This window comes from Brachybacterium sp. Marseille-Q7125 (genome assembly GCF_023062615.1).
Classification (GTDB): Bacteria; Actinomycetota; Actinomycetes; order Actinomycetales; family Dermabacteraceae; genus Brachybacterium.
Genome location: NZ_JALLAL010000009.1, coordinates 22,687 through 46,951, shown reverse-complemented (window position 1 = coordinate 46,951; position 24,265 = coordinate 22,687). Strand labels below are relative to the sequence as shown.

The 24,265-nt window shown below is 68.3% G+C and carries 19 protein-coding genes; 8 read left to right on the top strand and 11 right to left on the bottom strand.

Annotated features, from left to right (window positions below; genetic code table 11):
• Nucleotides 1-289 precede the first annotated feature (289 nt).
• The 4 genes from MU407_RS04025 to MU407_RS04010 are packed head-to-tail and all read left to right on the top strand — an operon-like array spanning nt 290 to nt 6,196.
• Entirely contained in the window at nt 290-1,273 is a 984-nt protein-coding gene (locus MU407_RS04025; protein WP_102235210.1) for an ABC transporter permease, read from the top strand.
• Nucleotides 1,270-2,199 carry an ABC transporter permease gene (locus tag MU407_RS04020; protein ID WP_246955540.1) on the top strand — a complete coding sequence of 310 codons (930 nt, stop codon included), beginning with the start codon at nt 1,270-1,272 and terminating at the stop codon, nt 2,197-2,199. The genes MU407_RS04025 and MU407_RS04020 overlap by 4 nt, the downstream gene beginning before the upstream one ends.
• Entirely contained in the window at nt 2,196-4,460 is a 2,265-nt protein-coding gene (locus MU407_RS04015; protein WP_246955538.1) for an ABC transporter ATP-binding protein, read from the top strand. The genes MU407_RS04020 and MU407_RS04015 overlap by 4 nt, the downstream gene beginning before the upstream one ends.
• Nucleotides 4,460-6,196, top strand: a complete 1,737-nt coding sequence (locus tag MU407_RS04010; protein ID WP_246955536.1) for an ABC transporter family substrate-binding protein — start codon at nt 4,460-4,462, stop codon at nt 6,194-6,196. The genes MU407_RS04015 and MU407_RS04010 overlap by 1 nt, the downstream gene beginning before the upstream one ends.
• Nucleotides 6,197-6,499: 303 nt before the next feature.
• Here the strand turns inward: MU407_RS04010 and MU407_RS04005 are convergent, their stop codons facing one another.
• The 5 genes from MU407_RS04005 to MU407_RS03985 form a co-directional block, all read right to left on the bottom strand.
• Complete coding sequence (locus MU407_RS04005; RefSeq protein ID WP_246955534.1) at nt 6,500-6,925, bottom strand: type II toxin-antitoxin system VapC family toxin; 426 nt, start codon at nt 6,923-6,925, stop codon at nt 6,500-6,502.
• A complete protein-coding gene (locus MU407_RS04000; protein WP_246955532.1) occupies nt 6,922-7,158 on the bottom strand; it encodes a type II toxin-antitoxin system prevent-host-death family antitoxin in 237 nt (78 codons plus the stop codon). The genes MU407_RS04005 and MU407_RS04000 overlap by 4 nt, the downstream gene beginning before the upstream one ends.
• Before the next feature lie 204 nt (nt 7,159-7,362).
• Nucleotides 7,363-9,195 (bottom strand): dihydroxy-acid dehydratase, encoded by a 1,833-nt coding sequence (gene ilvD, locus MU407_RS03995; RefSeq protein WP_246955530.1) that lies wholly within the window; start codon nt 9,193-9,195, stop codon nt 7,363-7,365.
• Nucleotides 9,196-9,554: 359 nt separating this feature from the next.
• Nucleotides 9,555-11,153 (bottom strand): amino acid carrier protein, encoded by a 1,599-nt coding sequence (locus tag MU407_RS03990; protein WP_246955528.1) that lies wholly within the window; start codon nt 11,151-11,153, stop codon nt 9,555-9,557.
• Between the two features lie 83 nt (nt 11,154-11,236).
• Nucleotides 11,237-12,976, bottom strand: a complete 1,740-nt coding sequence (locus MU407_RS03985; RefSeq protein WP_246955526.1) for an amino acid carrier protein — start codon at nt 12,974-12,976, stop codon at nt 11,237-11,239.
• A 412-nt stretch (nt 12,977-13,388) separates the two neighbouring features.
• Here MU407_RS03985 and MU407_RS03980 point away from each other — a divergent pair, with 412 nt between their 5' ends.
• Nucleotides 13,389-13,613 carry a hypothetical protein gene (locus tag MU407_RS03980; protein WP_246955524.1) on the top strand — a complete coding sequence of 75 codons (225 nt, stop codon included), beginning with the start codon at nt 13,389-13,391 and terminating at the stop codon, nt 13,611-13,613.
• The gene (locus MU407_RS03975; protein ID WP_246955522.1) at nt 13,610-14,086 is read left to right on the top strand and encodes a hypothetical protein; all 477 of its coding nucleotides are present in this window, start codon (nt 13,610-13,612) and stop codon (nt 14,084-14,086) included. The genes MU407_RS03980 and MU407_RS03975 overlap by 4 nt, the downstream gene beginning before the upstream one ends.
• Nucleotides 14,087-14,176: 90 nt before the next feature.
• On the opposite strand, the gene gatB is transcribed toward MU407_RS03975, so the two are convergent.
• The 3 genes from gatB to gatC are packed head-to-tail and all read right to left on the bottom strand — an operon-like array spanning nt 14,177 to nt 17,485.
• On the bottom strand, nt 14,177-15,682 hold the full coding sequence (gene gatB, locus MU407_RS03970) for an Asp-tRNA(Asn)/Glu-tRNA(Gln) amidotransferase subunit GatB (RefSeq protein WP_246955520.1): 1,506 nt from the start codon (nt 15,680-15,682) through the stop codon (nt 14,177-14,179).
• Nucleotides 15,679-17,187 carry an Asp-tRNA(Asn)/Glu-tRNA(Gln) amidotransferase subunit GatA gene (gene gatA, locus MU407_RS03965; RefSeq protein WP_246955518.1) on the bottom strand — a complete coding sequence of 503 codons (1,509 nt, stop codon included), beginning with the start codon at nt 17,185-17,187 and terminating at the stop codon, nt 15,679-15,681. The genes gatB and gatA overlap by 4 nt, the downstream gene beginning before the upstream one ends.
• Before the next feature lies 1 nt (nt 17,188).
• Nucleotides 17,189-17,485 carry an Asp-tRNA(Asn)/Glu-tRNA(Gln) amidotransferase subunit GatC gene (gene gatC / locus MU407_RS03960; protein WP_102235199.1) on the bottom strand — a complete coding sequence of 99 codons (297 nt, stop codon included), beginning with the start codon at nt 17,483-17,485 and terminating at the stop codon, nt 17,189-17,191.
• Between the two features lie 116 nt (nt 17,486-17,601).
• Here gatC and MU407_RS03955 point away from each other — a divergent pair, with 116 nt between their 5' ends.
• Nucleotides 17,602-17,901, top strand: a complete 300-nt coding sequence (locus tag MU407_RS03955; protein WP_246955516.1) for a hypothetical protein — start codon at nt 17,602-17,604, stop codon at nt 17,899-17,901.
• Nucleotides 17,902-18,022: 121 nt separating this feature from the next.
• Here the strand turns inward: MU407_RS03955 and MU407_RS03950 are convergent, their stop codons facing one another.
• Nucleotides 18,023-18,928, bottom strand: coding sequence for a hypothetical protein (locus MU407_RS03950; protein ID WP_246955514.1), 906 nt, complete (start codon nt 18,926-18,928; stop codon nt 18,023-18,025).
• On the bottom strand, nt 18,925-19,518 hold the full coding sequence (locus tag MU407_RS03945) for a hypothetical protein (RefSeq protein WP_102235196.1): 594 nt from the start codon (nt 19,516-19,518) through the stop codon (nt 18,925-18,927). Before MU407_RS03945 ends, MU407_RS03950 begins: the two co-directional genes overlap by 4 nt.
• A gap of 97 nt (nt 19,519-19,615) precedes the next feature.
• Between MU407_RS03945 and MU407_RS03940 the strand changes: the two genes are divergently transcribed.
• Nucleotides 19,616-21,856 carry a DEAD/DEAH box helicase gene (locus MU407_RS03940; RefSeq protein WP_246955512.1) on the top strand — a complete coding sequence of 747 codons (2,241 nt, stop codon included), beginning with the start codon at nt 19,616-19,618 and terminating at the stop codon, nt 21,854-21,856.
• A gap of 28 nt (nt 21,857-21,884) precedes the next feature.
• On the opposite strand, the gene ligA is transcribed toward MU407_RS03940, so the two are convergent.
• Entirely contained in the window at nt 21,885-24,263 is a 2,379-nt protein-coding gene (gene ligA, locus MU407_RS03935; protein WP_246955510.1) for an NAD-dependent DNA ligase LigA, read from the bottom strand.
• Between the last annotated feature and the right edge of the window lie 2 nt (nt 24,264-24,265).

Genomic DNA, 24,265 nt, shown 5'->3' with positions numbered 1-24,265 from the left:
ATCGTGCGTTCCGCCGAGCGCGGTCCCGATCACCATATCCACACACACTCTTCGCCTTGCATCGACGTCTTATCGACCGCCCAATTCACGACGCCCCGGCTTGTGACAACTTCGTGACCTTCCGGCAACCAAGCCCTGAAAACCTCCTATGACCTGGGTTAACTTCCGCTGAGCGGGAGGTGCGGCTGACGAATCCGACATCTGTCAAGTGCTTTTCGTCAGACGAAGGTCCCGGAGGGGTCTACCCTCCCGATAAAGCGATCCACATCACAGCAGCACGGAGCAGTGCATGGTCAGGTACCTCGCCAAGAGGATCGCGGTCTACATCGCCATGGTGTTCGCCGCGACCACGGCCGCCTATTTTCTGGCGGTCACCTTCCTTCGCCCAGGGCGGCAGTTCGAACAGCAGACCCCTCCTCTGACCGAGGAGCAGATCACCGAGCGTCTGCGCTACCTGGGGCTGGACCCCGAGAAATCCGCCCTCGAGCGGTACATCGATTGGCTCGGCAATGTGCTGCTGCACTGGGACTGGGGCCGTTCGCCCAACTCCAGCTACGTCAACGCCGAGTTCGGCGCCCGCGTGCTGGTCTCCTCCTCGCTGACCCTTGCCACGATCGTCCTCACCCTGATCATCGGCGTCGCGCTCGGTGTCTGGACGGCCACCCGTCAGTACTCCATCGGCGATCGCGTGATCACCGGCTACTCGTACTTCACCTTCGTGGTCCCCGCACCCGTCGCGTACCTCGTGGTGCAGCTGGGGGCGATCATGATCAACAAGGCCGCCGGGCAGCGGATCTTCTTCGTCACCGGCATCTCGAGCGACGGCGTGCAGGGCTTTTGGCCGGTGCTGCTGGATCTCGCGGCGCACTATGCCGTGCCCACGTTCGCCATGACGGTGCTGGGCTGGGCCGGTTACCAGGTCTCTCAGCGCCAGTACCTGCTGGACAACATCAATGCGGACTTCGTGCGCACTGCCCGAGCCACCGGCCTCACGCGCGCCCAGGCCATCAGTCGCCACGCGCTGAAGGTCTCCTTCATCCCTGTCGCCCAGTCGATCGCCTTCACGATCCCCGCGATCTTCACCGGCTCCTTCTTCGCCGAGACGATCTTCAACTGGCCGGGCCTGGGCGTGTGGTCCATCCAGGCCATCGCCAACCAGGACGTCAACGTCGCTGTGGCGATGACCGCCTACGGCGCTGTCATCTTCGCCATCGGCGCGATCCTCGCGGACTTCGCGATCGTGCTGGTCGATCCCCGAGTGAGGCTTGCATGAGCACCCAGACCACCACCCCTGCCTCCCCCGCGGCATCCGAGAACACGCCGGACGGAGCCTCCGTCTACCTCAACAAGCGCCGCATCATCGTCAAGCGGTTCTTCCGCAACAAGCCGGCCACCATCGGCCTGATCATCCTCAGCCTCGTGGTGCTGTTCGCGATCTTCGGGAACCTCCCCAACAAGTGGTCCTACGACGATCTGGACCCCTTCGCGGCCGGCGGTGAGGCTCCCAGCGCCGTCCACTGGTTCGGCACCAACGTCGCCGGGGCCGATGTGTACGCGCTGCTGGTGCGCGGCCTGCAGAAGTCCCTCATGATCGGATTCCTGGTCGGGGTGATCACCCCGATCCTGGCCGCGCTGATCGGCACCACGATGGCCTACTTCGGCGGCTGGGTGGACAAGATCATCCTGTTCGTCCTCGAGACGCTGATCATGATGCCGGTGCTGATCCTGGTGGCGATCCTCATGAACGGGCGCGGCGGCGGCTGGTTCACCCTGGCGGTGCTGCTGATCGTCTTCGGCTGGATGGGCACCGCCCGCCTGATCCGCGGCCTGTCGATGTCGCTGGTCCAGCTGGACTACGTGCGCGCCGCCCGCTACATGGGCATCCACCCCGCCCGGATCATCCGCCGCCACCTCGTGCCGAACATCGCCTCCCTGGTGGTGCTCAACGTGACCATGGGCATCTGGGGCGCGATCCTCTCCGAGGTCGCCTACTCCTTCATCGGGATCGGCGTGAAGATCCCCGACACCTCGCTGGGGCTGATGATCGCGCAGGCCTCCACCATGCTCGAGACCCAGTGGTGGCTGTTCTGGGCCCCCGTGGTCACCCTCTTCTTCATCACGATCCCGCTCGCGCTGATCAACGACGGCCTGCGCGATGCCCTGGATCCCGCCTCCCTCTCCGCAGGTACCGCCTCATGACCGAACACTCCCCCTTCCCGACCATCGGCAACCCCCTCGGCGCCAGCAAGGATGTGCTCGAGCCCGACTCCGATCAGGAGCTGATCCAGGCGGATCACGTCACGCGGGACGGCACTGCCGGGGTGTTCACCGCGCCTCGCCGCCACCGCTACGACCACGATGCGGACCCGGTGCTGTCCGTGCGGGACCTCCACGTCAGCTTCAACAGCGAGAACGGCACCGTCCACGCAGTGCGGGGCGTGAACTTCGATCTGCGCCCCGGCGAGGTGCTCGGAATCGTGGGGGAATCCGGGTCCGGCAAGTCCGTGACCTCGATGGCGATCATGGGGCTGCTGGCGCCTACCGCGACGGTGCGCGGCGAGGTGCGGTTCCAGGATCAGAACCTCGTGACCCTGTCGGACAAGCAGATGTGCGCCTACCGCGGCAGCGAGCTGTCGATGGTGTTCCAGGACCCGCTGAGCTCCCTGACGCCGGTGTACACCATCGGCCGACAGCTGGACGATGCGATCCGCATCCACAACCCCTCCTGGTCCAAGGCCCGCCGACGCGAACGCGCGGTGGAACTGCTGACCAAGGTGGGCATCCCCTCGCCCGAGGATCGGCTGAAGGCCTACCCGCACCAGTTCTCTGGTGGGATGCGTCAGCGTGTGCTCATCGCGATCGCGATGGCCAATGAGCCCAGCGTCCTGATCTGCGATGAGCCCACCACTGCCTTGGATGTCACGATCCAGGCGCAGATCCTGGAGGTGCTGCGGCAGGCCAATGAGCTCACCGGCTGCGCCGTCATCATGATCACCCACGACCTCGGCGTGATCGCCGGGTTCGCGGACAATGTGCTGGTCATGTACGGCGGTCGGCCCGTGGAGTACGCCGAGACCCATGAGCTGTTCGCCACCCCTCGCATGCCCTACACGATCGGCCTGATCCGCTCGGTGCCGCGCGTGGACCGGTACGCCAATGGACCGCTGGCCACGATCGACGGCCAGCCGCCGAACCTGCTGACCGAACCGACGGGCTGCACCTTCGCACCCCGTTGCCCGCTGGCCACCGAGGCCTGCACCGACGGCGAGCCGGACCTGCGCGAGGTGAGCGACCGGCACCTGGCCGCGTGCGTACGCAGCGACGAGCTGGTCTCCGGAGCGGTCGACACCACCGAGCTGTTCGCGGCGGACACCACCGAGCATGAGCAGATCGACCGTGCCGAGCGTGAGCAGCGGACCACCGTGCTCAGCGTCGAGGACGTGAAGAAGCACTTCCCGCTCACCGAGGGAGCGCTGGTCAAGCGGCGGATCGGTACGGTGCGCGCGGTGGACGGTGTCAGCTTCGACATCCGCGAGGGCGAATGCCTGGCGCTCGTTGGCGAATCCGGCTCCGGCAAGACCACCACGCTGCTGGAGATCATGGAGATGAACCGCCAGCAGCCCGGTCGCATCACCATCAACGGGGCCTCCAACAAGCGGTCCGATGACGGCAGCGGGGAGAAGTTCACCCGCGAGGTCCGCAAGACCGTGCAGATGGTGTTCCAGGATCCGCTCAGCTCCCTGGATCCTCGCTTCACCGTGTTCGAGGTGATCTCGGAGCCGCTGGAGATCATGGGCTGGGACCACAAGCGGGTGCGGGAGCGGGTATTCGAGCTGCTGCGCCTGGTGGGGCTGCAACCCGATCACGCCAACCGCTTCCCCGTGCAGTTCTCCGGCGGTCAGCGTCAGCGCATCGCGATCGCCCGGGCACTGGCGATCAACCCCAAGCTGATCGTGCTGGACGAGCCGGTCTCCGCCCTGGACGTCTCGATCCAGGCGGGCGTGTTGAACATGCTCGATGACCTGCGCAACCGCCTCGGGCTCAGCTACATGCTGGTGGCGCACGACCTGTCCGTCGTCCGGCACATCGCCGACCGCGTAGCCGTGATGCACCTGGGCAAGATCGTCGAATACGGGCAGGTGGACAAGATCTTCGATGCGCCCTCGCACCCGTACACCAAGGCACTGATCTCCGCGATCCCGGTGCCTGATCCCGTGGTTGAGGAGCGGCGCCAGAGGATCATCCTCTCCGGCGATCTGCCCTCGCCCCTGCAGACTCCCTCCGGCTGTTCCTTCTCCTCCCGCTGCCCGCTGTATGCGCAGCTGCCGGAGGAGGCGCGTGCCCGGTGTCGGGAGGCGGAACCACCTCTGGTGGAGGTCGCCGATGACCATTCCTCCGCATGTCTGTTCCCCTCTGAATCCCTAGTTGCACACTCCCCCCTCGAGGAAAGGACCCTCTGATGATCCACCCCGTGACCTTCCGCTTCTCTCGCCGTGCCGGCCTGGTGGGCGCGTCGGCCCTGGCCGCGACCGCGCTGGCGGCGTGCTCCCAGGAGCGCGACACCACCTCCGGTGGCGGCGGCTCCGATGGCGGCGGCACCGCGGCCACCGCGGACAGCAACCTCGAGGAGCTCATGGCCCATAACCCCAAGGACGTCTCCGAGCTGGAGCAGGGCGGCACGCTGACCCTGACCATCAGCGCCCTGGGCCCGAACTACTTCGGCTGGAACAACTCCGGCAACAACGTGGACAACTCCAACATCTACGCCGCCATGGATGTCTCCGGCGTGTGGAAGTACGAGGCCGACGGCACCCCCGTGCTGCGTGAGGAGTTCTGCACCGATGCGCAGTACGACGACTCCGGGGAGAAGCACGTCATCACGTACACCCTGAATCCCGAGGCGAAGTTCAACGACGGCACCCCCTACGACTGGAAGGTGTTCGAGAACCAGTGGAAGATGATGAACGGCGAGGACAAGACCATCGACGCCGTCTCCACCGAGGGCTATGACCGCATCGAGAAGGTCGAGGCCGGGGAGGATGACTTCCAGGCTGTGGTCACCATGCGCGAGCCCTACCAGCCGTGGCAGGACCTGTTCTCCGGCACCTTCCACCCCGCGATCAACACGCCCGAGCTGTTCAACGACGGGTTCGTGGATGATCTGCACCCGGAGTGGATGATCGGCCCGTTCACGCTGGAGAAGCTGGACACCGTGCAGAAGCGCGTGACCCTCGTGCCCAATGAGAACTGGTGGGGCGAGAAGCCGAAGCTGGACAAGATCGTGTGGGTTCAGATGGAGTCCAGCGCCACGATCCCGGCGTTCAAGAACGGTGAGATCGACGGCACCGCGGTGGGGAACGCGAACCGCTTCGAGCAGGTCAAGGACATGGAGGGGATCGACATCCGGCGCTCCCAGACCATGTCGATCTCCGGCATCAACTTCAACACCACCAAGGGGCACCTCAGCGACATCGAGGTTCGCAAGGCGATCTACCAGGGCGTGAACCGCGAGGAGCTCGCGTCCATCCGTTTCAACGGCATCGACTGGTCCGAGGAGACCCCGGGCTCGTGGATGCTCATGCCGTTCAGCCCCCACTACCAGGACAACTACCCGTTCGAGCATGACGTCGAGGCGGCGAAGAAGACCCTGGAGGATGCCGGCTGGGTGGCAGAGGGCGATGGCCCGCGCAGCAAGGACGGTGAGACGCTGGACATGACGATCACGACCTTCGGTGATGATCCGATCACGAACGCGATCGTCCAGACCCTGCAGAAACAGCTGCAGAACATCGGGTTCAACGCCGAGATCGATGCGCGCGGCTCGGGCGACTTCGGCCAGGTGATGGCCGATCAGGCGTTCCAGCTGGTGATGATGGGCTACACCGTGGGATCGGATCCGACGGGCGTGGTCAAGCAGTTCTTCGACTCGGAGTCCACCTCGAACATGACCGGTACCGGCTCCGATGAGATCGATGAGATGATCCCGCAGGCCTCGGTCTCCCCGGAGATCGAGGAGCGCGCGAAGATCGCCAATGAGTGCGAGAAGAAGTTCCAGGAGCTGTGCGCGATGATGCCGCTGTGGAACGGCCCGTCGATCATGGCGTACAAGGAGGGCCTGGCGAACTTCGGGCCCAAGCTGTTCCTCAGCACCGACTGGTCCACCGTGGGCTGGGAGAAGGGCAAGAAGAACGGCTGATCAGCACCGCTGACGCACCGCGGCGCCCGTCGGATCCTCCGGCGGGCGCCTCGGTGTCTGCAGGGTCAGGGGTCAGCCCAGGGGCCGGACTCGGGGCGCCGCTCCCCCGACGGCTGCGCCGCTCCCCCGACAGCCCTATCGGTCCGCTGGCCCGTTCGCTCCGTCGGCCCGCGCTACGCTCTGTCAGCCCCACCCCCTCGGATCCGCGACTCTGTACCAGCGACTCCGCCGTCCTATTCCCGCTGGTGGAACACAAGAGCCGATTCGATGCGGTGGGAACGGACTGTCCGCCCTGTGGCCGGGTCAGCGGCGTACGGTGCGCACGTCGAGGCCTTCAATGCCGTCGAAGTCCGCAGGATTCGCGGTATACAGGGGCAGATCCTGGGAGAGTGCAATGGCAGCGATCACGGCGTCGTACGCACGGGCCTGAGGTTTTCGGCCAACGCTGCGGAGCGACGACGCGACGCGGCCGAACGCACGCGCAGCCGCGGCATCGAAGGGCAACGGTTCGAAATCCGCTTCCGCCTGCTGCAGGTGGGCCTGCCGATGTGCCCGTTCGGCGTCAGTTCTCGCCACGAGCGACCCCACCGAAAGCTCAGCAAGGGTGATCGCTGTGATGTAAGGCCGATGTGGCAACGTCTGGGCGTCGCACTCCATCAGATCGAGCAGAACTGAGGTGTCAATGATGCCTTCCGACGCGCGGTCTTCCACTCCTCGGGGGCCGTTCACAGCGCTGGATCGATCACGTCGTCGAGGTCGGACTGCAGAGCAGCTGCATCGACTCGCGGCAGGTGGCGCCGACGCTCACGGAGTTGCTCTACCGAGAGCGGCCGCCGGGGTACCTGGCCGAGCGATGCCACGGGCTCGCCGTCGCGCGTGACGATGAGGCGTTCACCGTCATCGACCCGCCGCAGGACATCAGCACTGCGGTTGCGAAGATCCCGGATAGTGACGGTGCTCATGCCGACACCGTATCACCCGTGATACACGGATGGGGTGCCCTCGTCAGCGACACCGCGATTCTGTACCAGCGACTCCGCCGTTCTGTTCCCGCTGGTGGAACAAACCGGCCGAATCGACCCGCGAAACCGGGGTAAGGACAGCGACCGACGGGCGCCACGGTCAGGCCCGGGGCCATGGGGCGGGCGCCGCGGTGTGTGCGCAGGTCAGTCCAGCGGCCGACGGGTTGCGCCGTAGGTCGCCGAGCGCACCAGGTGGGCGTAGACCTTGAGCGCCTGGGAGACGTGACGCTCACGCTGCTCCGGACGCCACGGCAGCGGGCCCTTGGCCTCGCGCCGCCGGGCGATCTCCTCGTCGTCAACCTGCAGCTCCAGCAGGCGCTTGTCCACGTCGATGACGATCCGGTCGCCGTCCTCGATGAGACCGATGAGCCCGCCTTCGGCAGCTTCCGGGGAGATGTGGCCGATGGACACGCCGCTGGTGCCGCCGGAGAAGCGGCCGTCGGTGATGAGCGCGCAGTCCTTGCCCAGGCCCCGACCCTTGAGGAATGACGTCGGGTAGAGCATCTCCTGCATGCCGGGCCCGCCCTGCGGTCCCTCGTAGCGGATCACCACCACATCCCCGGCCTTCACGGTCTTGTCCAGGATCTTCTGGACCGCTTCTTCCTGCGAATCGCACACCACGGCAGTGCCTTCGAAGTGGAAGAGGTCCTCGGTGATACCGGCGGTCTTGATGACGCAGCCGTCCTTGGCGAGGTTGCCCGTGAGCACACACAGCCCGCCATCCTTGGTGTGGGCATGCGGCACGGCGCGGATCACGCCGCCTTCCCCGTCGGTGTCCAGGGACTCCCAGGTGTTGGTGGTGGAGAACGCCTGGGTGGTGCGCACCCCGCCGGGAGCGGCATGGAAGAGCGCCTCGGCCTCCTTCGTCGGGGAGCCACCGCGGATGTCCCAGTCCTTCAGCCAGGTCGCGAGGTCCGGGGAGTGCACGGCGTGGACCGTGTGGTCCAGCAGCCCGGCGCGATCCAGCTCGCCGAGGATCGCAGGGATCCCCCCGGCGCGATGGACGTCCTCGACGTGCGCGGTGCCGTTCGGCGCGACCTTGGACAGACAGGGCACGGAGCGGGAGAGCCGGTCGATGTCCTCCAGCCCGAAGTCCACCTCCCCCTCGATCGCGGCGGCGAGGATATGCAGCACGGTGTTGGTGGAGCCGCCCATCGCCACGTCCAGTGCCATGGCGTTCGTGAACGCGGCCTTCGTGGCGATACTGCGCGGCAGCACGGAGTCATCGTCCTCGTCGTACCAACGCTTGGCGAGCTCGACGATCTTGGTGCCGGCGTCGAGGAACAGCTGCTTGCGGAAGGCATGCGTGGCGAGGGTGGTGCCGTTTCCGGGCAGGGAGAGGCCGAGCGCCTCGGTCAGGCAGTTCATGGAGTTCGCAGTGAACATGCCGGAGCAGGAGCCGCAGGTGGGGCAGGCGCTGTCCTCGATATCGGCGAGCTCGGCGTCGGTGACGGTGTCATCGGCGCTGTGGATGATCGCGTCGATGAGGTCCATGCGATGCTCGACGACCCCGTCGACGGGCTTGCCGGATTCCATCGGCCCGCCGGAGACGAAGATGACCGGGATGTTCAGGCGCATCGCGGCCATGAGCATGCCGGGGGTGATCTTGTCGCAGTTTGAGATGCACACGAGCGCGTCGGCGCAATGGGCGTTGACCATGTACTCGACGCTGTCGGCGATGATGTCGCGACTGGGCAGGGAGTAGAGCATCCCGCCGTGGCCCATGGCGATGCCGTCGTCCACCGCGATGGTGTTGAACTCGCGGGCGATGCCCCCGGCCTCCTTGACGGCGCCGGCCACGAGGTCGCCCATGTTCTTCAGGTGCACGTGGCCGGGGACGAACTGAGTGTAGGAGTTCGCGATCGCAACGATGGGCTTGCCGAAGTCAGAGGTCTCCATGCCGGTGGCGCGCCACAGGGCGCGGGCCCCCGCCATGTTGCGGCCGTGGGTTGAGGTGCGAGAACGGAGCTGAGGCATGAGCTGATCCTACGCGGCGTCCGCGATTCGGAACACGGGTGTCACCATGCGGGATGAGGCGAGGATCCTGCAGCGAGGTTCACCTGGGGCCCGCACTCCGCTCATCGCAAACATGGACATCAGTGCTGACACCAGAACCGCGCCGAAGGCTTCTGACGCCGACGGGCCCGTGCGCCAGGAGGGGCACGATCGTCGGCCTGGGCTGCTCGACCCCGCTCGCGAGGGAGTCATTCTGAGCCACTTTCTGGCTCAGAATGACTCCCTCGCGGTGGATAGCGCGGAACCGCGGGCGATGGGCCGATGTGCCCGAGATAGGCGCCGCGTCTCGTGCGGGGCCCTGCCCACCTCAGTCGGCGCGGTCAGTCCTTGTTGTAGCTGTGGGGCCACTCCGGGTCCGCCTCGAGCCTCCGGTGCAGCTCCTCCAGCCGCATCTCCTCGGTGCGGGTGCGCTCCCGCTCGGACCGGACCTGCTCCTCGGTGGGCTCGTGATCGCCCATGCCCACCCGCAGGTCTTCGTCCTCGATCTCCTCGATGACGCCGGTCTCGACGCGGTAGCGGTAGCGCAGCACCTCCAGGCGCACCACCTTCGCCAGCACGTACAGGCCGATGAGGTTCGGGATCGTGACCAGGAACGTCGTCGCATCGGCGAAGGCCACCATCGAGGTCATGGAGATCGAGGCCCCCACCACCACGAGCAGCACGTACACCACGCGCAGGGTCATCCGCACCGCGCGGGTGGGGCCGAACAGGTAGGTCGCGAGCATCTCGCAGAAGAACGAGTAGCTCAGCAGCGTGGAGAAGCCGAACAGGAACACGATGATCGTCAGCAGCACCGGGAACCAGTCCGCGACCGTCCCGAAGGCCGAGGCGGTCAGCACCACGCCGTCCTCGGCGTCCTCCACGGTGTGCACGCCGGTGACCACGATCGCCACGGCGGTGAGCATGCATACCACGACAGAGTCGATCAGCGGACCCCACATGGCGGTGTAGCCGTCGGAGGCGGTGTGCCGGGTCTTGGTGGCGGAGAAGCTCATGGCGGCGGTGCCCACCCCGGCAGCGTTGGAGAACAGGGCACGCTGGATCCCGACGACGGCCACGCCCACCGCGCCTCCCGCCACGCCCTGGGGGTTGAAGGCGCCGACGATGATCTCTCCGAGCGCTGCGGGGATCTGCGGCAGGTTCACCGCGACGATCACGAGCACGCACAGGATGTAGGCGATCGCCATGTACGGCGTGATCCGCGAGGTCCAGCGGGCGATAGAGGTGACGCCGCCCAGCACCACCACCGCGACCATGGCGGCCAGCACCACGCCCACCACCCAGTTGTTCTGCGCCAGGAAGGACTCCTCTCCGAAGGCGTCGGAGATGATCATGGTGACCTGGTTGGCCTGGAACATGTTGCCGCCGCCAAGCATGCCGATCAGCGCGAGCACCGCATACACCGCGCCCATCGCGATTCCGAGCTTCTTCCAGCCGATCTCGGCGAAGCCCTCGCGCAGCATGTACATCGGGCCGCCGACGGTGCTGCCGTCCTCGAGTACGGTGCGGTACTTGTTGCCGAGCACCGCCTCAGCCATCTTGACGCTCATCGCGAAGATGCCGAACAGGGCGATCCACAGCGCCGCGCCGGGGCCGCCGACGGTGATGCCGATGGCCACCCCCGCGATATTGCCCAGCCCCACGGTGCCGGACAGCTCGGTGGCCAGGGCCTGGAAACTCGAGACCTCACCGGGGTCGGTCTTGGCGGCGAAGCGCCCGCGGATCACGGCCAGAGAGTGCTTCGCTCCGGTGATGGGCTGGAAGCGCAGCCACACGGTGAAGAACACGGCGCTCGCGGCGAGCCAGATGACCACCACGGGGATGCCGCCGAAGATCGGCAGTTCGAAGAACACGATCGCGGAGAGCACACCGGCGATCGGTGCGAAGACAGCTTCGATAGCGGCGTCAAGACCTGACATGGGGACCATCCGTGCTGAGAGAAGGGGCGGGCGGTGAGAGAGAAGCGGGGCGGCGGTGGGGTTCACCGCCGCCCCACAGAGGATCAGCTGCGCGCCGGGGGCACGTCACCATCGGAGGCCCCGCCGACAGTGCCATCGGCCGCGGTCTCCGGGACCGCATCGGCCGGCCCATCGGCGGCCGGAGCAGTCCATCGCTCATGGTCGGGGTCGCCCATCGGCGAGGAGAGCGTCTCGTCGTGATGGTCGGCGCGCACCGGGAAGCCAGGGTCCTCGGCGAGCTTGCGGTGCAGCTCCTCCAGGCGCATCTCCTCGGTGTAGGTGCGCTCGCGCTCGGTGCGGACCTGCTCCTCGGTGGGCTCATGGGAGCCCATGCCAACCTGCAGCTCGGGGGGCACCTCGGTGAGCGCGCCGACGTTCACGCGGTACTTGTGGCGCAGGATCTCCAGCCGCACGGTCCGCGCCAGGAAGTAGATGCCCAGCAGGTTCGGGATCGACATCAGGAAGAACATGGCGTCGGAGAATGCGACCACGGAGTCCAGGGAGATCGCGGCGCCGACGATCACGGCCAGCACCCAGATGACGCGGAAGCCCATCTTCACGCCGTTGTTGGAGCCGAAGAGGTACATGGCGTTCAGCTCGCCGTAGTACTCGTAGGCCAGCACGGTGGAGAAGCCGAACAGCGCCACGGCCACGGTCAGCAGGATCGGGAACCAGCTGGCCACGGTGGCGAAGGCGGAGGCGGTCAGGGCCACGCCGTCCTCGCTGCCGGTGGTGTACACGCCGGTGACCACGATGGCCAGGGCGGTGAGCATGCAGATGCCGATGGAGTCCACGAGCGGCTCCCACATGGCGGTGAAGCCCTCGGTGGCAGGCTCCTTGGTCTTGGAGGCGCTGTGCGCCATGCCGGCCGAGCCCACGCCCGCGGCGTTGGAGAACAGGGCACGCTGGATGCCGATCACGGCCACGCCGATGACACCGCCCTCGACACCGCCGGCAGTGAAGGCGCTGGTGACGATGAGCCCGAAGGCCGCGGGGACCTGGGTGATGTTCATGACCAGGATGAGCAGCACGCACAGGGTGTACAGCACGGCCATCGCGGGGGTCAGGGCGGAGGTCCAGCGGGCGATGGACTTCACGCCGCCGAGGATCACCAGACCCGCCAAGATCGCCATGACCACGCCGATGAGCCAGCCGTTGGACTGCAGGAACTCACTGCCGGTGGCCCCGGAGACGATCATGGCGACCTGGTTGGCCTGGAACAGGTTGCCTGCGCCGAACACACCCACCAGCGCGAAGATCGCATACATGACGGCGAGCACGCGGCCGGTGGTTTTGAAGCCGATCTGTGCCATGCCCTCCCGCAGGTAGTGCATGGGACCGCCCTCGGTGGTGCCGTCGGGGTTGACCTTGCGGAACATGACGCCCAGCGTCGCCTCAGCCATCTTCACACTCATGGCGAAGAAGCCGAAGATCGCAATCCACAGGGCGGCGCCGGGGCCGCCCCAGCTGATCGCGACGGCCACACCGGCGATGTTGCCCAGGCCCACGGTGCCTGACAACTCGGTGGCCAGGGCCTGGAAGCTGGAGACTTCACCGGGGTCGGTCTTGGCGGTGAACTTGCCGCGGATGACGTTGATGGAGTGCTTCATGCCCGTGATGGGCTGGAAGCGCAGCCACACGGTGAGGAAGATCGCGGCGGCCATGAGCCACACGACGATGATCGGAATGCCTCCGAAGACGTCAACCTCGTAGAAGACGACTTCGCTGAGGAAAGTGGCTATCGGTCCGAAGATCGCTTCGATCGCTGCGTCGATCCCGTTCACGGGCGTGCTTCTCCTTCGGCGGGCTATCCCGCCCTGGATGGCATGGGCTAGTGCGTCTCGGGGCGCCGGGCACCCTGGTTCGCACTCGGGTCAGCAAAACTGTACAGAGCCTGTGCAGGGCCTCCATGACTAACGCGCGCCGCCAGATCGCAATATCACTGCAGGTCAGGAGAGACCTGCCGGTAACTTTCGGTGCGGATTGTCCGACAATCCCGGTCGCGTCGGTGTGATGAAGTCGTGACCGGCAGTGTGAGGTGATCCCGACATCCTCGCAGCCTCCTTGCACCGGGAGAGCAGGAGCGATAGACGTGCGGCGCCACCTGATGCGCCTCCCGCTCGGCCGGCCTGAAACGCGCACCGTTGAGACTGCTGCTGGTACCTTGGCCTTCAACCGACAACTACCGGGGGGTACATGTCCGGAGAGTTCATGGGGGCCGACACCGCGTCACTGCGCACCTTCGCGAAAGCGGTTCGGGACCAGTACAACTGGGACGGCGGGAAGAGGACCACGATCGATCTTCCTGGTCCCTTCGACCCCACAATCACCGACCAGCAGCTCGCCGAGCTCCACCGCGCGGGACTTGCCATGGAGTTTTTGCTCCATGGCAGCACCACGCGGCAGGTGTCAGGGCCATGACCAGCCGACGAGCGGTCCTGCTCACTGCGGGTCTGGGCGCGATCGCCACGCTGCTCCCGGTCAGCGGATGCACCATCAGGCACAGCCCGAAGGAGAACCCCACCATGACCGACGACCAGCCGACCGCAGAAGAGGCGCTGCGCAGCGTGGGCATCATCGTCCCCGATGCCGAGCTCACCGTTTCCGAGGGGATCGTCGTCTCCGATCTGGACGAATGGAGCGTGCGCGTCTCCTTCTCCGACTCTTCCGAGGCGATCGCGGACTGGGTGTCAGAGACATTCAACGGTTCTGAGGGACTGCTGGTGTCTTCCGACGGAGCGACGATCTCCCAGCGCTTCTCCCCCGAGGAAGTGCACGAGGGCGCGCGCTACCTCAACGGCTCGAACCCGGAAGATCCGTCGGCCACATACACCGTGCTCATCTCTCCGGAGGGCACGGACGTCGTCATCGCGGCTGCGCGCACCTCGCGCTGATCCGGGAGCTCGTCCGCTCCGCACACGGCACAGCATCGGCCCGGTCCCCGTGCGGGGACCGGGCCGATGCTCAGCTCGTCGCGAGCGCGCTCACCCCACGCCGAGCGTGGACATGATGATCTCGCGGACCTTTCCGGCGTCGGCCTGGCCCCGCGTGGCCTTCATGACCGGGCCGATCAGGGCGCCGATGGCCTGCATCTTCCCGCCCTTGATCTTCTCGACCACATCGGGGTTATCGGCGATGGCCTGCTGCACGGCCGCGGTGAGGGCGCCGTCGTCGGAGACCACCTCGAGGCCCTCGGCCTCCACGATCCCGGCGGGGTCGCCCTTGCCCTCGAGCACGGCGGTCAGGACCTTCCGGGCGATCTTGTCGTTGATCTTCCCGTCGTCGATCAGGGCCTGCAGCTCGACGATCTGCGCCGGGGTCACCGGAAGTTCCTCGAGCTCGACCTCGCGATCCTTGGCCACGCGGGACAGCTCACCCATCCACCACTTGCGGGCGGTGGCGGCAGAAGCGCCCCCGGCTACGGTCTGCTCGATGAGGTCGAGCGCCCCGGCGTTGATGACGTCGCGCATCTCCAGCTCGCTGTAGCCCCACTCCCCCAGCAGGCGGCGGCGCCGCGCGGCGGGCAGCTCAGGCAGAGCGGCACGGATCTCCTCGACCCATTCGCGGCTGGGGGCCACGGGCACGAGGTCCGGCTCGGGGAAGTAGCGGTAGTCCTCGGCGTCGGACTTCACGCGGCCCGAGGAGGTCTCCCCGGTGTCCTCGTGGAAGTGGCGGGTCTCCTGGATGACGCTGCCACCGTCATCGAGGATGCCGGCCTGGCGGCCCACCTCGAAGCGCACGGCCCGCTCGATCGCACGGAAGGAGTTGACGTTCTTCGTCTCGGTGCGGGTGCCGAGCGGCGCCTCGGGGTTCTCCCGCAGGGAGACGTTGATGTCGGCGCGCACATTGCCGCGCTCCATGCGAGCCTCGGAGACGTCCAGCGCCCGGAAGATGTCCCGCAGGGTCTTCACGTAGGCGGCGGCGACCCCCGCGGCACGCTTGCCGGTGCCGGGGATGGGCCGGGTGACGATCTCCACCAGCGGCACCCCGGCACGGTTGTAGTCGACCAGGGAGTATTCGGCGCCCTGGATGCGTCCGGCGGCGCCGCCGATGTGGGTGTTCTTCCCCGCGTCCTCTTCCATGTGGGCGCGCTCGATCTCTACGCGCACCACCTCGCCGTCCTCGAGCTCGACATCGACCCAGCCGTCGAAGGCGATGGGCTCGTCGTACTGGGAGGTCTGGAAGTTCTTGGTCAGGTCCGGGTAGAAGTACTGCTTGCGGGCGAAGCGGCACATCTCGGCAATGGAGCAGTTCAGCGCCAGACCGATCTTGATCGCGTACTCGACCGCGGAGCGGTTGACCACCGGCAGCGCGCCGGGCAGGCCCAGGGACACCGGGGTGATCGCGGTGTTGGGCTCGGCGGCGAACACGTTGGGGGCGCCGTCGAACATCTTGGTGGCGGTGCCGAGCTCCACGTGCACCTCGATGCCGAGCACCGGGTCGTAGCGGTCGGTGGCCTCGTCGTAGTCGACGATGGTCTCGGTGGTCATCGGTTCGCACCTCCGGCGAGCTCGGGGGCCTTCTCCAGCAGCGGTCCGCCCCAGCGGTCCTCCAGCAGGGCCTCCAGGGCGCCGCCCACCCGGTAGAGGCGGTCATCGCCACGGGCGGGGGCCAGGAACTGGATGCCGGCTGGCAGGCCGTCCTCGGCGAGGCCGCTGGGCAGGGAGATGCCGGGCACGCCCGCGAGGTTGGCGGGGATGGTGGCGATGTCGTTGAGATACATCGCCAGCGGGTCATCGGTCTTCTCACCGAAGCGGAAGGCGACGGTGGGGGCGGTGGGCGAGGCCAGCACGTCGACCTTGTCGTAGGCGGCGGCGAAGTCACGCTGCACGAGGGTGCGGACCTTCTGCGCGCTGCCGTAGTAGGCGTCGTAGTAGCCGGCCGAGAGGGCGTAGGTGCCCAGCAGGATGCGGCGCTTGACCTCGGCGCCGAAGCCTTCGCCGCGGGTGGCCTTCATGACGGCCTCGGCGGTGGCATTGCCCTCGGGGATGACGCGCAGGCCGTAGCGCATGCCGTCGAACTTGGCGAGGTTGCTGCTGGCCTCGGAGGGCATGATCAGGTAGTAGGCGCCCAGCGCGTACTCGAAGTTCGGGCAGGAGAGGCGGATGATCTCCGCTCCGGCCTGCTCGAGCAGCTCGAGGGATTCGGTGAAGCGGGCGCGGACCTCGGGGGCGAAGCCCTCGCCCTCGAGCTCCTCGATGACGCCCACGCGCAGGCCCTTCACATCCTGGCGTCGCGCCTCTGCCACGAAGTCGCCGAAGCCGCCGTCGAGCGACGTGGAGTCCTTCGGGTCGTACTGGCCGATGAGCTGGTGCAGCAGCGCCGAGTCCTCGACGGTGCGGGTGACCGGCCCGGCCTGGTCGAGGGAGGAGGCCATGGCGATCAGGCCGTAGCGGGAGACGCTGCCGTAGGTGGGCTTGACGCCGACGGTGCCGGTGACGGCGCCGGGCTGGCGGATGGAGCCGCCGGTGTCGGTGCCGATCGCAAGCGGCGCCTCGAATGCGGCGACCGCGGCGGCGGAGCCACCGCCCGAGCCGCCGGGGATGCGACTCGTGTCCCAGGGGTTGCGGGTGGGGCCGAAGGCGCTGGTCTCGGTGGAGGAGCCCATGGCGAACTCGTCCATGTTGGTCTTTCCGAGGATCGGCAGGCCGGCCTGCTTGAGCAGGGTCACGAGGGTCGCGTCGTATGGCGGGACCCAGCCCTCGAGCATCTTCGACCCGGCGGTGGTGGGCAGCCCCTCGGTGACCACGACGTCCTTGACGGCGATCGGTACACCGGTCAGCGGGTGCACGTCCTCGCCGGCGCGGCGGCGCTCATCGGCGGCGCGGGCCGCAGCGAGGGCACCGTCCTCATCGACGTGGAGGAAGGAGTTCAGGGTGCCGTCCACGGCGGTGATGCGGTCCAGGTGGGCGCGGGTGAGCTCTTCGGAGCTCGTGGTGCCGCTGGTCAGGGACTCGGCCTGGGCGGCAGCGCTGAGGCGGATCAGCTCGGTCATCTCACTCCTCCCCCAGGATCTGCGGCACGGCGAAGCGGCCGTCTTCCTGCGCGGGAGCGCCGGAGAGGGCCTGCTCCTGCGTGAGGGTCTCGGTGACCACATCTGCGCGCAGCACATTGGTCATGGCGATGGGGTGGCTGGTAGCGGGCACATCCGCGGTCGCGACCTCGGACACGGAGGCCACAGCGTCCATGATGGCGTCGAACTCGCCGGCGTAGCGGGAGATCTCGTCATCGGTGAGCTGGATCCGTGCGAGGTCGGCGAGGCGTGCAACGTCGTCTCGTCCGATCGAAGGCATGCGGACAGTCTAGGACCTGCCGATGGTGGTGCGGCTCGCTGCGGAGGTGGTGTGGACAGCGCTCGAGGGCCGTTGGACGCATGGGATGCCCACCGAGCCCCAGTACAGTATCGGCCGTGATCGGTCTCCGCCCGGGGCCCGATGTCCATCTCGACCGGGAGGTCCCGCACATGTCCGTCGACCCCAACATCGACTACACCTCGCATGATCCCGAGGACAGCGAGCAGCTCTCCGATGACCCGCGCATTCGGGAGGTCCAGGAGTTCGAAGCGCGGATGCGCCGGGCGCTGGCCACGAAGGAGAATCCGCTGCGGGACACCGAGACCTCCGCGGAGCGGATGGCGCGGATCGACCGTGAGCACGCTGCGCGGCAGTCCCGCGAGGGCGACGCGTCCCAGGACGACTCCGCCTCTTGAGCTGCGCGCTCCTGATCTATGCACTCCTGATCTGCGCCGCCTGACCTGCGTCTGCTGATTCGAGCGGAGCCGCACAGCCCCATCGGCCGCCTCTGCCCGCATCGGCCCACCCGCTGAGGCCTCACCGCTGAGGCGGCGGCATGAGCCACAGCGGCAGGTAGAGCACCCCGGAGAGGTGGTAGGGGAACGTGATGCGCATGATCGCCTTGATCCCCCAGTGCATAGAGCACGCGCCGATGCCGAACAGCCTGCCCAGGCGCCGGTCCAGCACGGCCAGCGGCGCACCGATCTCGATGATGATCGCCCCGGCGGCCATGAGGGTGAACAGGAGCCGACGGGGGTAGAGCAGCTGGGCGAGCTCGTTCGTGCCCTCCCCCAGCCGGTCCTTGCGCAGCGCATCCACGGCGACCTGCTGGCGCATGCTCGCCCCGTCGACCCAACCGGCACCGTCCTCTCCGGTGAACTTCGCGAGCCCCGCCAGCAGGTACGTGCCAGCCATGGCGGTGTTCATGACCGTGGGCGTGGCCCCGTACATCCACGAGCGTCGTCGCGGGATCAGGCAGCGATCACGCGCCAGGGCGTCGAGGGACAGTGCGTCCGCGGCCGGTGCGACTGCGAGCACCATGGTGTGCAGCACCAGGGCGTTCTCGTGGTGGAACACCATGGAAAAGGAGTTGCGGTAAGAGAAGTTCCAGGTCTGCAGCGCTGCATGCAGCGGGCCGATCACGCGGTGCCCCACCCCGGCGGTGAACAGCGCTCCCGTGACCAGCGACGCGTCCACCAGGCGGTCGGCGAGGACGGGCGGCAGCGGCCGACGCAGCACCCGCGCCACGCCCACGGGGTCGAAACTCGCCGCATCGGTGCGGTGCACGCCGCGGTAGAGCTTGCGCTTAGAGCCCGCATGCCACAGGTGGTAGGCGCCCACGGCGATGCGCAGCACCGCCGGAACGGTGGGCGCGGCCGTCGGCGCGAGGCGTCGCGATGTTTCCCGGGCGAGGCTCTGGAGGGCGGAGAGCAGGCGGCTCATCGGGCCACCTCCTCATCCGCGGAGCGACTGGACGCATCACCACGGCCGGGCACATCACCACGACCGGACGCATCACCACGGCCGGGCACGGCGGCGCGTCCCTTCACACGCAGACGCGAGGTGAACTCCTCCTCGCCCGCCCCGCGCATGAACGGCTCGATGAGGTACCGGCCCTTGACCACATGCACCTCCACGATGTCGCGGTCCTCGGCGTGCTCACGGGAAGCGAGGCGGCGGGCGGCCCGGCGAGCCAGGCGCTTGCCTTCACCGTCGTTGACGCGCCGACGCAATTGGCGCCGGACGGCGTTCAGCCCGCCCGTGCCCGCGTAGGAGTAGTGCAGCGGGCGCTGCTGCCCATCGGCCGTGATTCCGAGCAGATGGGTGACCCAGTAGTGGTCTTTGCGGCGGGCGGAGAACATCGGGTAGTGGCTGAAGGGGAAGGAGTCGCGTACGCGGCCCTGGTCGGGGCCGAGCTTGCGGGCCGGCGCCAGGATCGAGCCCAGCAGCGCGGCGGTCAGCACGCCGGCGATGGTGCGCGTGGCGGGAGTGTCGGGCAGCGAAGCGCCGAGAGGGCGGGGGCGAGGACTCATGCCCGGAGAGTACGCAGGGTCGATGAGACCGCCCGGGCTGTGGATGAGGTGTGGATGAGAGAGGTCTCACATGCGCCAGGCGTGGGACGGTAGAGGCATGAACACCGAGTCTGATGCTCCGCCGAGCCCGCCACCCGCAGATCTCGCCACGGAAGCGCTCGCCGCGCTGCGGGACCTCACCGGGCGGGCGGATGCCCAGTTCCGCGACGGACAGCTTGAGGCGATCACGGCGCTCGTGGAGCAGCGGCGCCGAGTTCTGGTGGTGCAGCGCACCGGCTGGGGCAAGTCGGCGGTGTACTTCCTGGCGGCGCTGCTGCAGCGGCGGCGCGGCGCGGGGCCGGCACTCATCGTCTCGCCGCTCATCGCTTTGATGCGTGACCAGGTGCAGGCGGCGGCGCGGGCCGAGGTCCGGGCGGCGACGATCTCCTCGGCGAACCGCCTGGAGTGGGAGGACGTGGAGCAGGATCTGGCCGCCGATGCGGTGGACGTGCTGCTGATCTCCCCGGAGCGCCTGGTGAACCCGCGGTTTCGGGAGCAGCTACCGGCGCTGGTGGAGCGCTGCGGGCTACTGGTGATCGATGAGGCGCACTGCATCTCCGACTGGGGGCATGACTTCCGCCCCGACTATCGGCGGCTGCGTGACCTCGTGGCGGCCCTCGGCGATGACGTGCCGGTGCTCGCCACTACGGCGACGGCGAACTCCCGTGTGGTGGCCGATGTCGCCGAGCAGCTGGGCGGCGACGGACGGGAGGTGCTGACCCTGCGGGGGCCGCTCACCCGAGATTCGCTGCGCCTGGGGTGCCTGCGCCTGCCCGATGATCGGGCGCGCTTGGAGTATCTGGCGCGGCATCTGCACACTCTGCCGGGCTCCGGGATCATCTACACCCTCACAGTCTCGGCCGCGCAGGATCTCGCGCAGGTGCTGGATCGGCCCGGCGCCCCGGTGCGGGCGTACACCGGCGCGACCGATGAGCAGGAGCGGGCTGAGCTCGAGCAGGACCTCAAGGAGAACCGGGTCAAGGCCCTCGCGGCCACGAGCGCGCTGGGGATGGGGTTCGACAAACCGGATCTGGGGTTCGTGGTGCATATGGGGGCGCCGAGCTCCCCCGTGGCGTGCTACCAGCAGGTGGGCCGTGCGGGCCGCGCCACCGACAGCGCCGATGTGCTGCTGCTGCCGGGCGCGGAGGACCGCGCGATCTGGGAGTACTTCGCGACGTCCTCGATGCCTTCCCCCGAGGCGGCGCAGCAGGTGCTGGATGCTCTGCAGGGGGCCGATGGGCCGCTGTCCACGCCGGCGTTGGAGGCCCGGGTGGATGTGCGCCGCACGGCGCTGGATCTGCTGCTGAAGGTACTCGCGGTCGATGGGGCGGTGCAGGCGGTGACCGGAGGCTGGGTGCCGACCGGCCAGCGGTGGGTGTACGACGCAGACCGGTATGCGCAGGTGGCGCAGGCGCGATGCATGGAGCAGGAGGCAATGCTCGCCTATGAGGCGCTGCAGATCGGCGATCCCGCGCAGTGCCGGATGCTGTTCCTCGCCCAGCAGCTGGATGATGCGACGGCGGTGCCATGCGGGCGCTGCGACGTGTGCGCCGGCCCCTGGTATCCAGCGCCGGATCAGCCCCGCGCAGCGGACGGAGTGGTCGGGGCTGATGGCGACGGTGCCGGGGCGGGTGCTGTCGTCAGCGCGGAGGATCCGATGGCCCCGGTCTCCCGGGTGCTGGACCGTGTCGGGGTGCCCGTCGCGCCACGCAAGGCCTGGCCGACGGGACTGGACCGGCTGGGCATCGCCCTGCGCGGCCGGATCCCGCCGTCGGAGCAGGTGGCTGAGGGGCGTGTGGTGGCGCGGATGTCGGATCTGGGCTGGGCGGTGCCGCTGCGGGAGCTGCTGGCCCGGGACGAGGACGGGCGGCCGATGGATGCTGAGCTCACCCCAGCGATTGCACAGCGCATCATCCAGGTGCTCGCCGCCTGGGAGTGGGAGGAGCGCCCGGCCGCGGTGGTGTCGGTGCCCTCGCTGACCCGCCCGCGCCTGGTGCGGCAGATCGCCGAGGGCCTCGCCCGGGTGGGGCGGATGCAGGACCTCGGGTCGCTGGATCTGGCGCCGGATGCCCGGGTGCTGCACGGGGCGCGCAACAGCGCCTTTCGCGTCGCCGCCCTCGCGGACCGCTTCCACGTCGGCGAGGAGCTCGCCACGCAGCTCGCCGCGCTCGCCGGGGCGCCGGTGCTGCTGGTGGATGACGAGATCGACTCGCGCTGGACGATGACGCTCGCCGGCCGGGCGCTGCGGCGGGCCGGCTCGGGGCCGGTGCTGCCGCTCGCGCTCGCGCAGACCGGCTGAGCGGACACCGGGCGGGCGGCCTGGCGCGTCACTCCTCGGCGGCGGGACCGTTCTCCAGCAGCTCCACGAACCCGGCCTCGTCGAGGATGGTCAGGCCTAGTTCGCGGGCCTTATCGGCCTTCGACCCGGCATTCTCCCCCACCACCACGTAGTCGGTCTTCTTCGAGACGGAACCGGCGGCCTTGCCGCCGCGGGCGATGATCGCCTCCTTGGCACCGTCCCGGGTGAAGCCCTCCAGGCCCCCGGTGACCACGACGGTCAGGCCCTCGAGGGTCTTCACGAAGCCGTCCTCGACCTCGTCGGCCATCCGCACGCCGCTTTTCTCCCAGCCGTCCACGATCGCCTCATGCCAGTCGACGGCGAACCAGTCCCGCACAGAGTCGGCGATGATGCCGCCCACTCCGTCGGTCTCGGCGAGCTGCTCGGTGCTGGCCTCGCGGATCGCATCCATGGAGCCATAGGCGGCGGCGAGCGCCCGGGCGGCCGTCGGCCCCACATGCCGGATGGACAGCGCGACCAGCACCCGCCATAGCGGCTGCGTCTTCGCCTTCTCCAGCTCGCTGAGCAGCAGCTCGGTGGTCTTGCCGGCGGCGGCGTCCTTGGTCTGCTTCCAGCGGGCCTCTCGCTTGTAGTAGCGCCAGGCGGCGGAGGTCCAGAACGCCGGGGTGATGCGCCAGTCGCCGGTCTCCTCGCCGTCGCGCCGCACGGGCTGGAAGACGAACACCTCGCGCAGATCCTCGGCGGTGAGGTCGAACAGGTTGCCGCCCTCCGTGATGGCAGGATCCTGCAGGGCAGGGATCGCGGGATCGGCAGGGTCGGTGATGCGCAGCATGGGCACCCCGCCGTCCCCGGGGGCGGATTCCTCACCGTTCTTCAGCACCACGAAGGCGGGGCTGTCGAGGTCGTCGTCGCTGCGGATCGGCAGGTAGAGGGCGTGCCCGGCCTCCACGGCGGCGAGGGCCTCGGGACGGCGCTTGTCGGGGTCGGCGAGCGCGATCGCGGATTCATCGCCGAGGGCTTCGATGTCGAAGGCGCCGCGGGAGGCGGCGTGGGCGATGCGGCCCACCACCTGGGCGGGACAGGTGCGGGTGTTGGGGCACCGCCAGTCCTTATCCCCCTCCTTCGCGGGCCGGATCTCGGTGCCGCAGGACGGGCAGTCCCGTGGCATGACGAAAGGGCGCTCGGTGCCGTCGCGCAGCGCCTCGACGGGGCCGAGCACTTCGGGGATCACGTCCCCGGCCTTGCGCAGGATGACAGTGTCGCCGATGAGCACGCCCTTACGCTCCACCTCGAACTGGTTGTGCAAGGTGGCGCGCGCGACGGTGGATCCGGCGACCTTCACCGGCTCCATCACCGCGAACGGGGTGACGCGGCCGGTGCGGCCCACATCCACCTGGATGTCCAGGAGCTCGGTGGTGACCTCTTCGGGCGGGTACTTGTAGGCGATCGCCCAGCGCGGCGCGCGGGAGGTGGAGCCGAGCGCCCGCTGGTGAGCGAAGGAGTCGACCTTGATGACGATCCCGTCGATCTCATGCTCGGTGCCGTGGCGATCCTCGCCGTGCTCAGCGATGTAGGCGCGCACGTCCTCGAGAGTGTCGAGCACGCGGGTGTGGGGCGAGGTGGGCAGCCCCCAGGCAGCCAGCTGCTCATAGCTGCCGGACTGGCTGTCCAGCTCAGAGCCGCCCTCGCGGGCGCCGATGCCGTGGACGTACACGGCGAGCTCGCGGGAGGCGGTGACCCGCGGATCCTTCTGCCGCAGGGACCCGGCGGCAGTGTTGCGGGGATTCGCGAACTCCGCCAGACCCGCTTCGCGGCGCTCAGCGTTCAGCTCCTCGAAGGCAGCGACGGGGTAGAACACCTCGCCGCGTACCTCCAGCAGGGTAGGGATGTTCTCACCGCTCAGCTGGTGCGGGACATTCGCAATGGTGCGGACGTTGGCGGTGACGTCCTCGCCGACGCGGCCATCGCCGCGGGTAGCAGCGCGCTCGAGGGTGCCGTCGCGGTAGATGAGGTCGATGGCGAGCCCGTCGATCTTCAGCTCGGTGAGGTAGCAGACCTCCGCCCCGGCCAGACCCTCGCGTGCCCGCGCGGACCACTCGTCGATCTCCTCGAGAGTGAAGGCGTTGTCCAGGCTCATCATCCGCTCAAGGTGCTCCACCGGGGCGAACCCCTGGGCGACCGCACCGCCGACGGTCTGCGTCGGCGAATCGGCGCTGGCCAGCTGCGGGTTCTCCGCCTCGAGGGCACGCAGCTCCTGCTCGAGCTGGTCGTACTCGGCATCGGCCATCGTGGGGGCGTCGTGGACGTAGTAGTCCTCGCGCGCCTGCTCGATCGCGGCGGTCAGCTCGGCGATGCGCTGCTGGGCATCGGTGGCATCGGACGCGGTGCTCTGCTTGTCAGTCACCATGT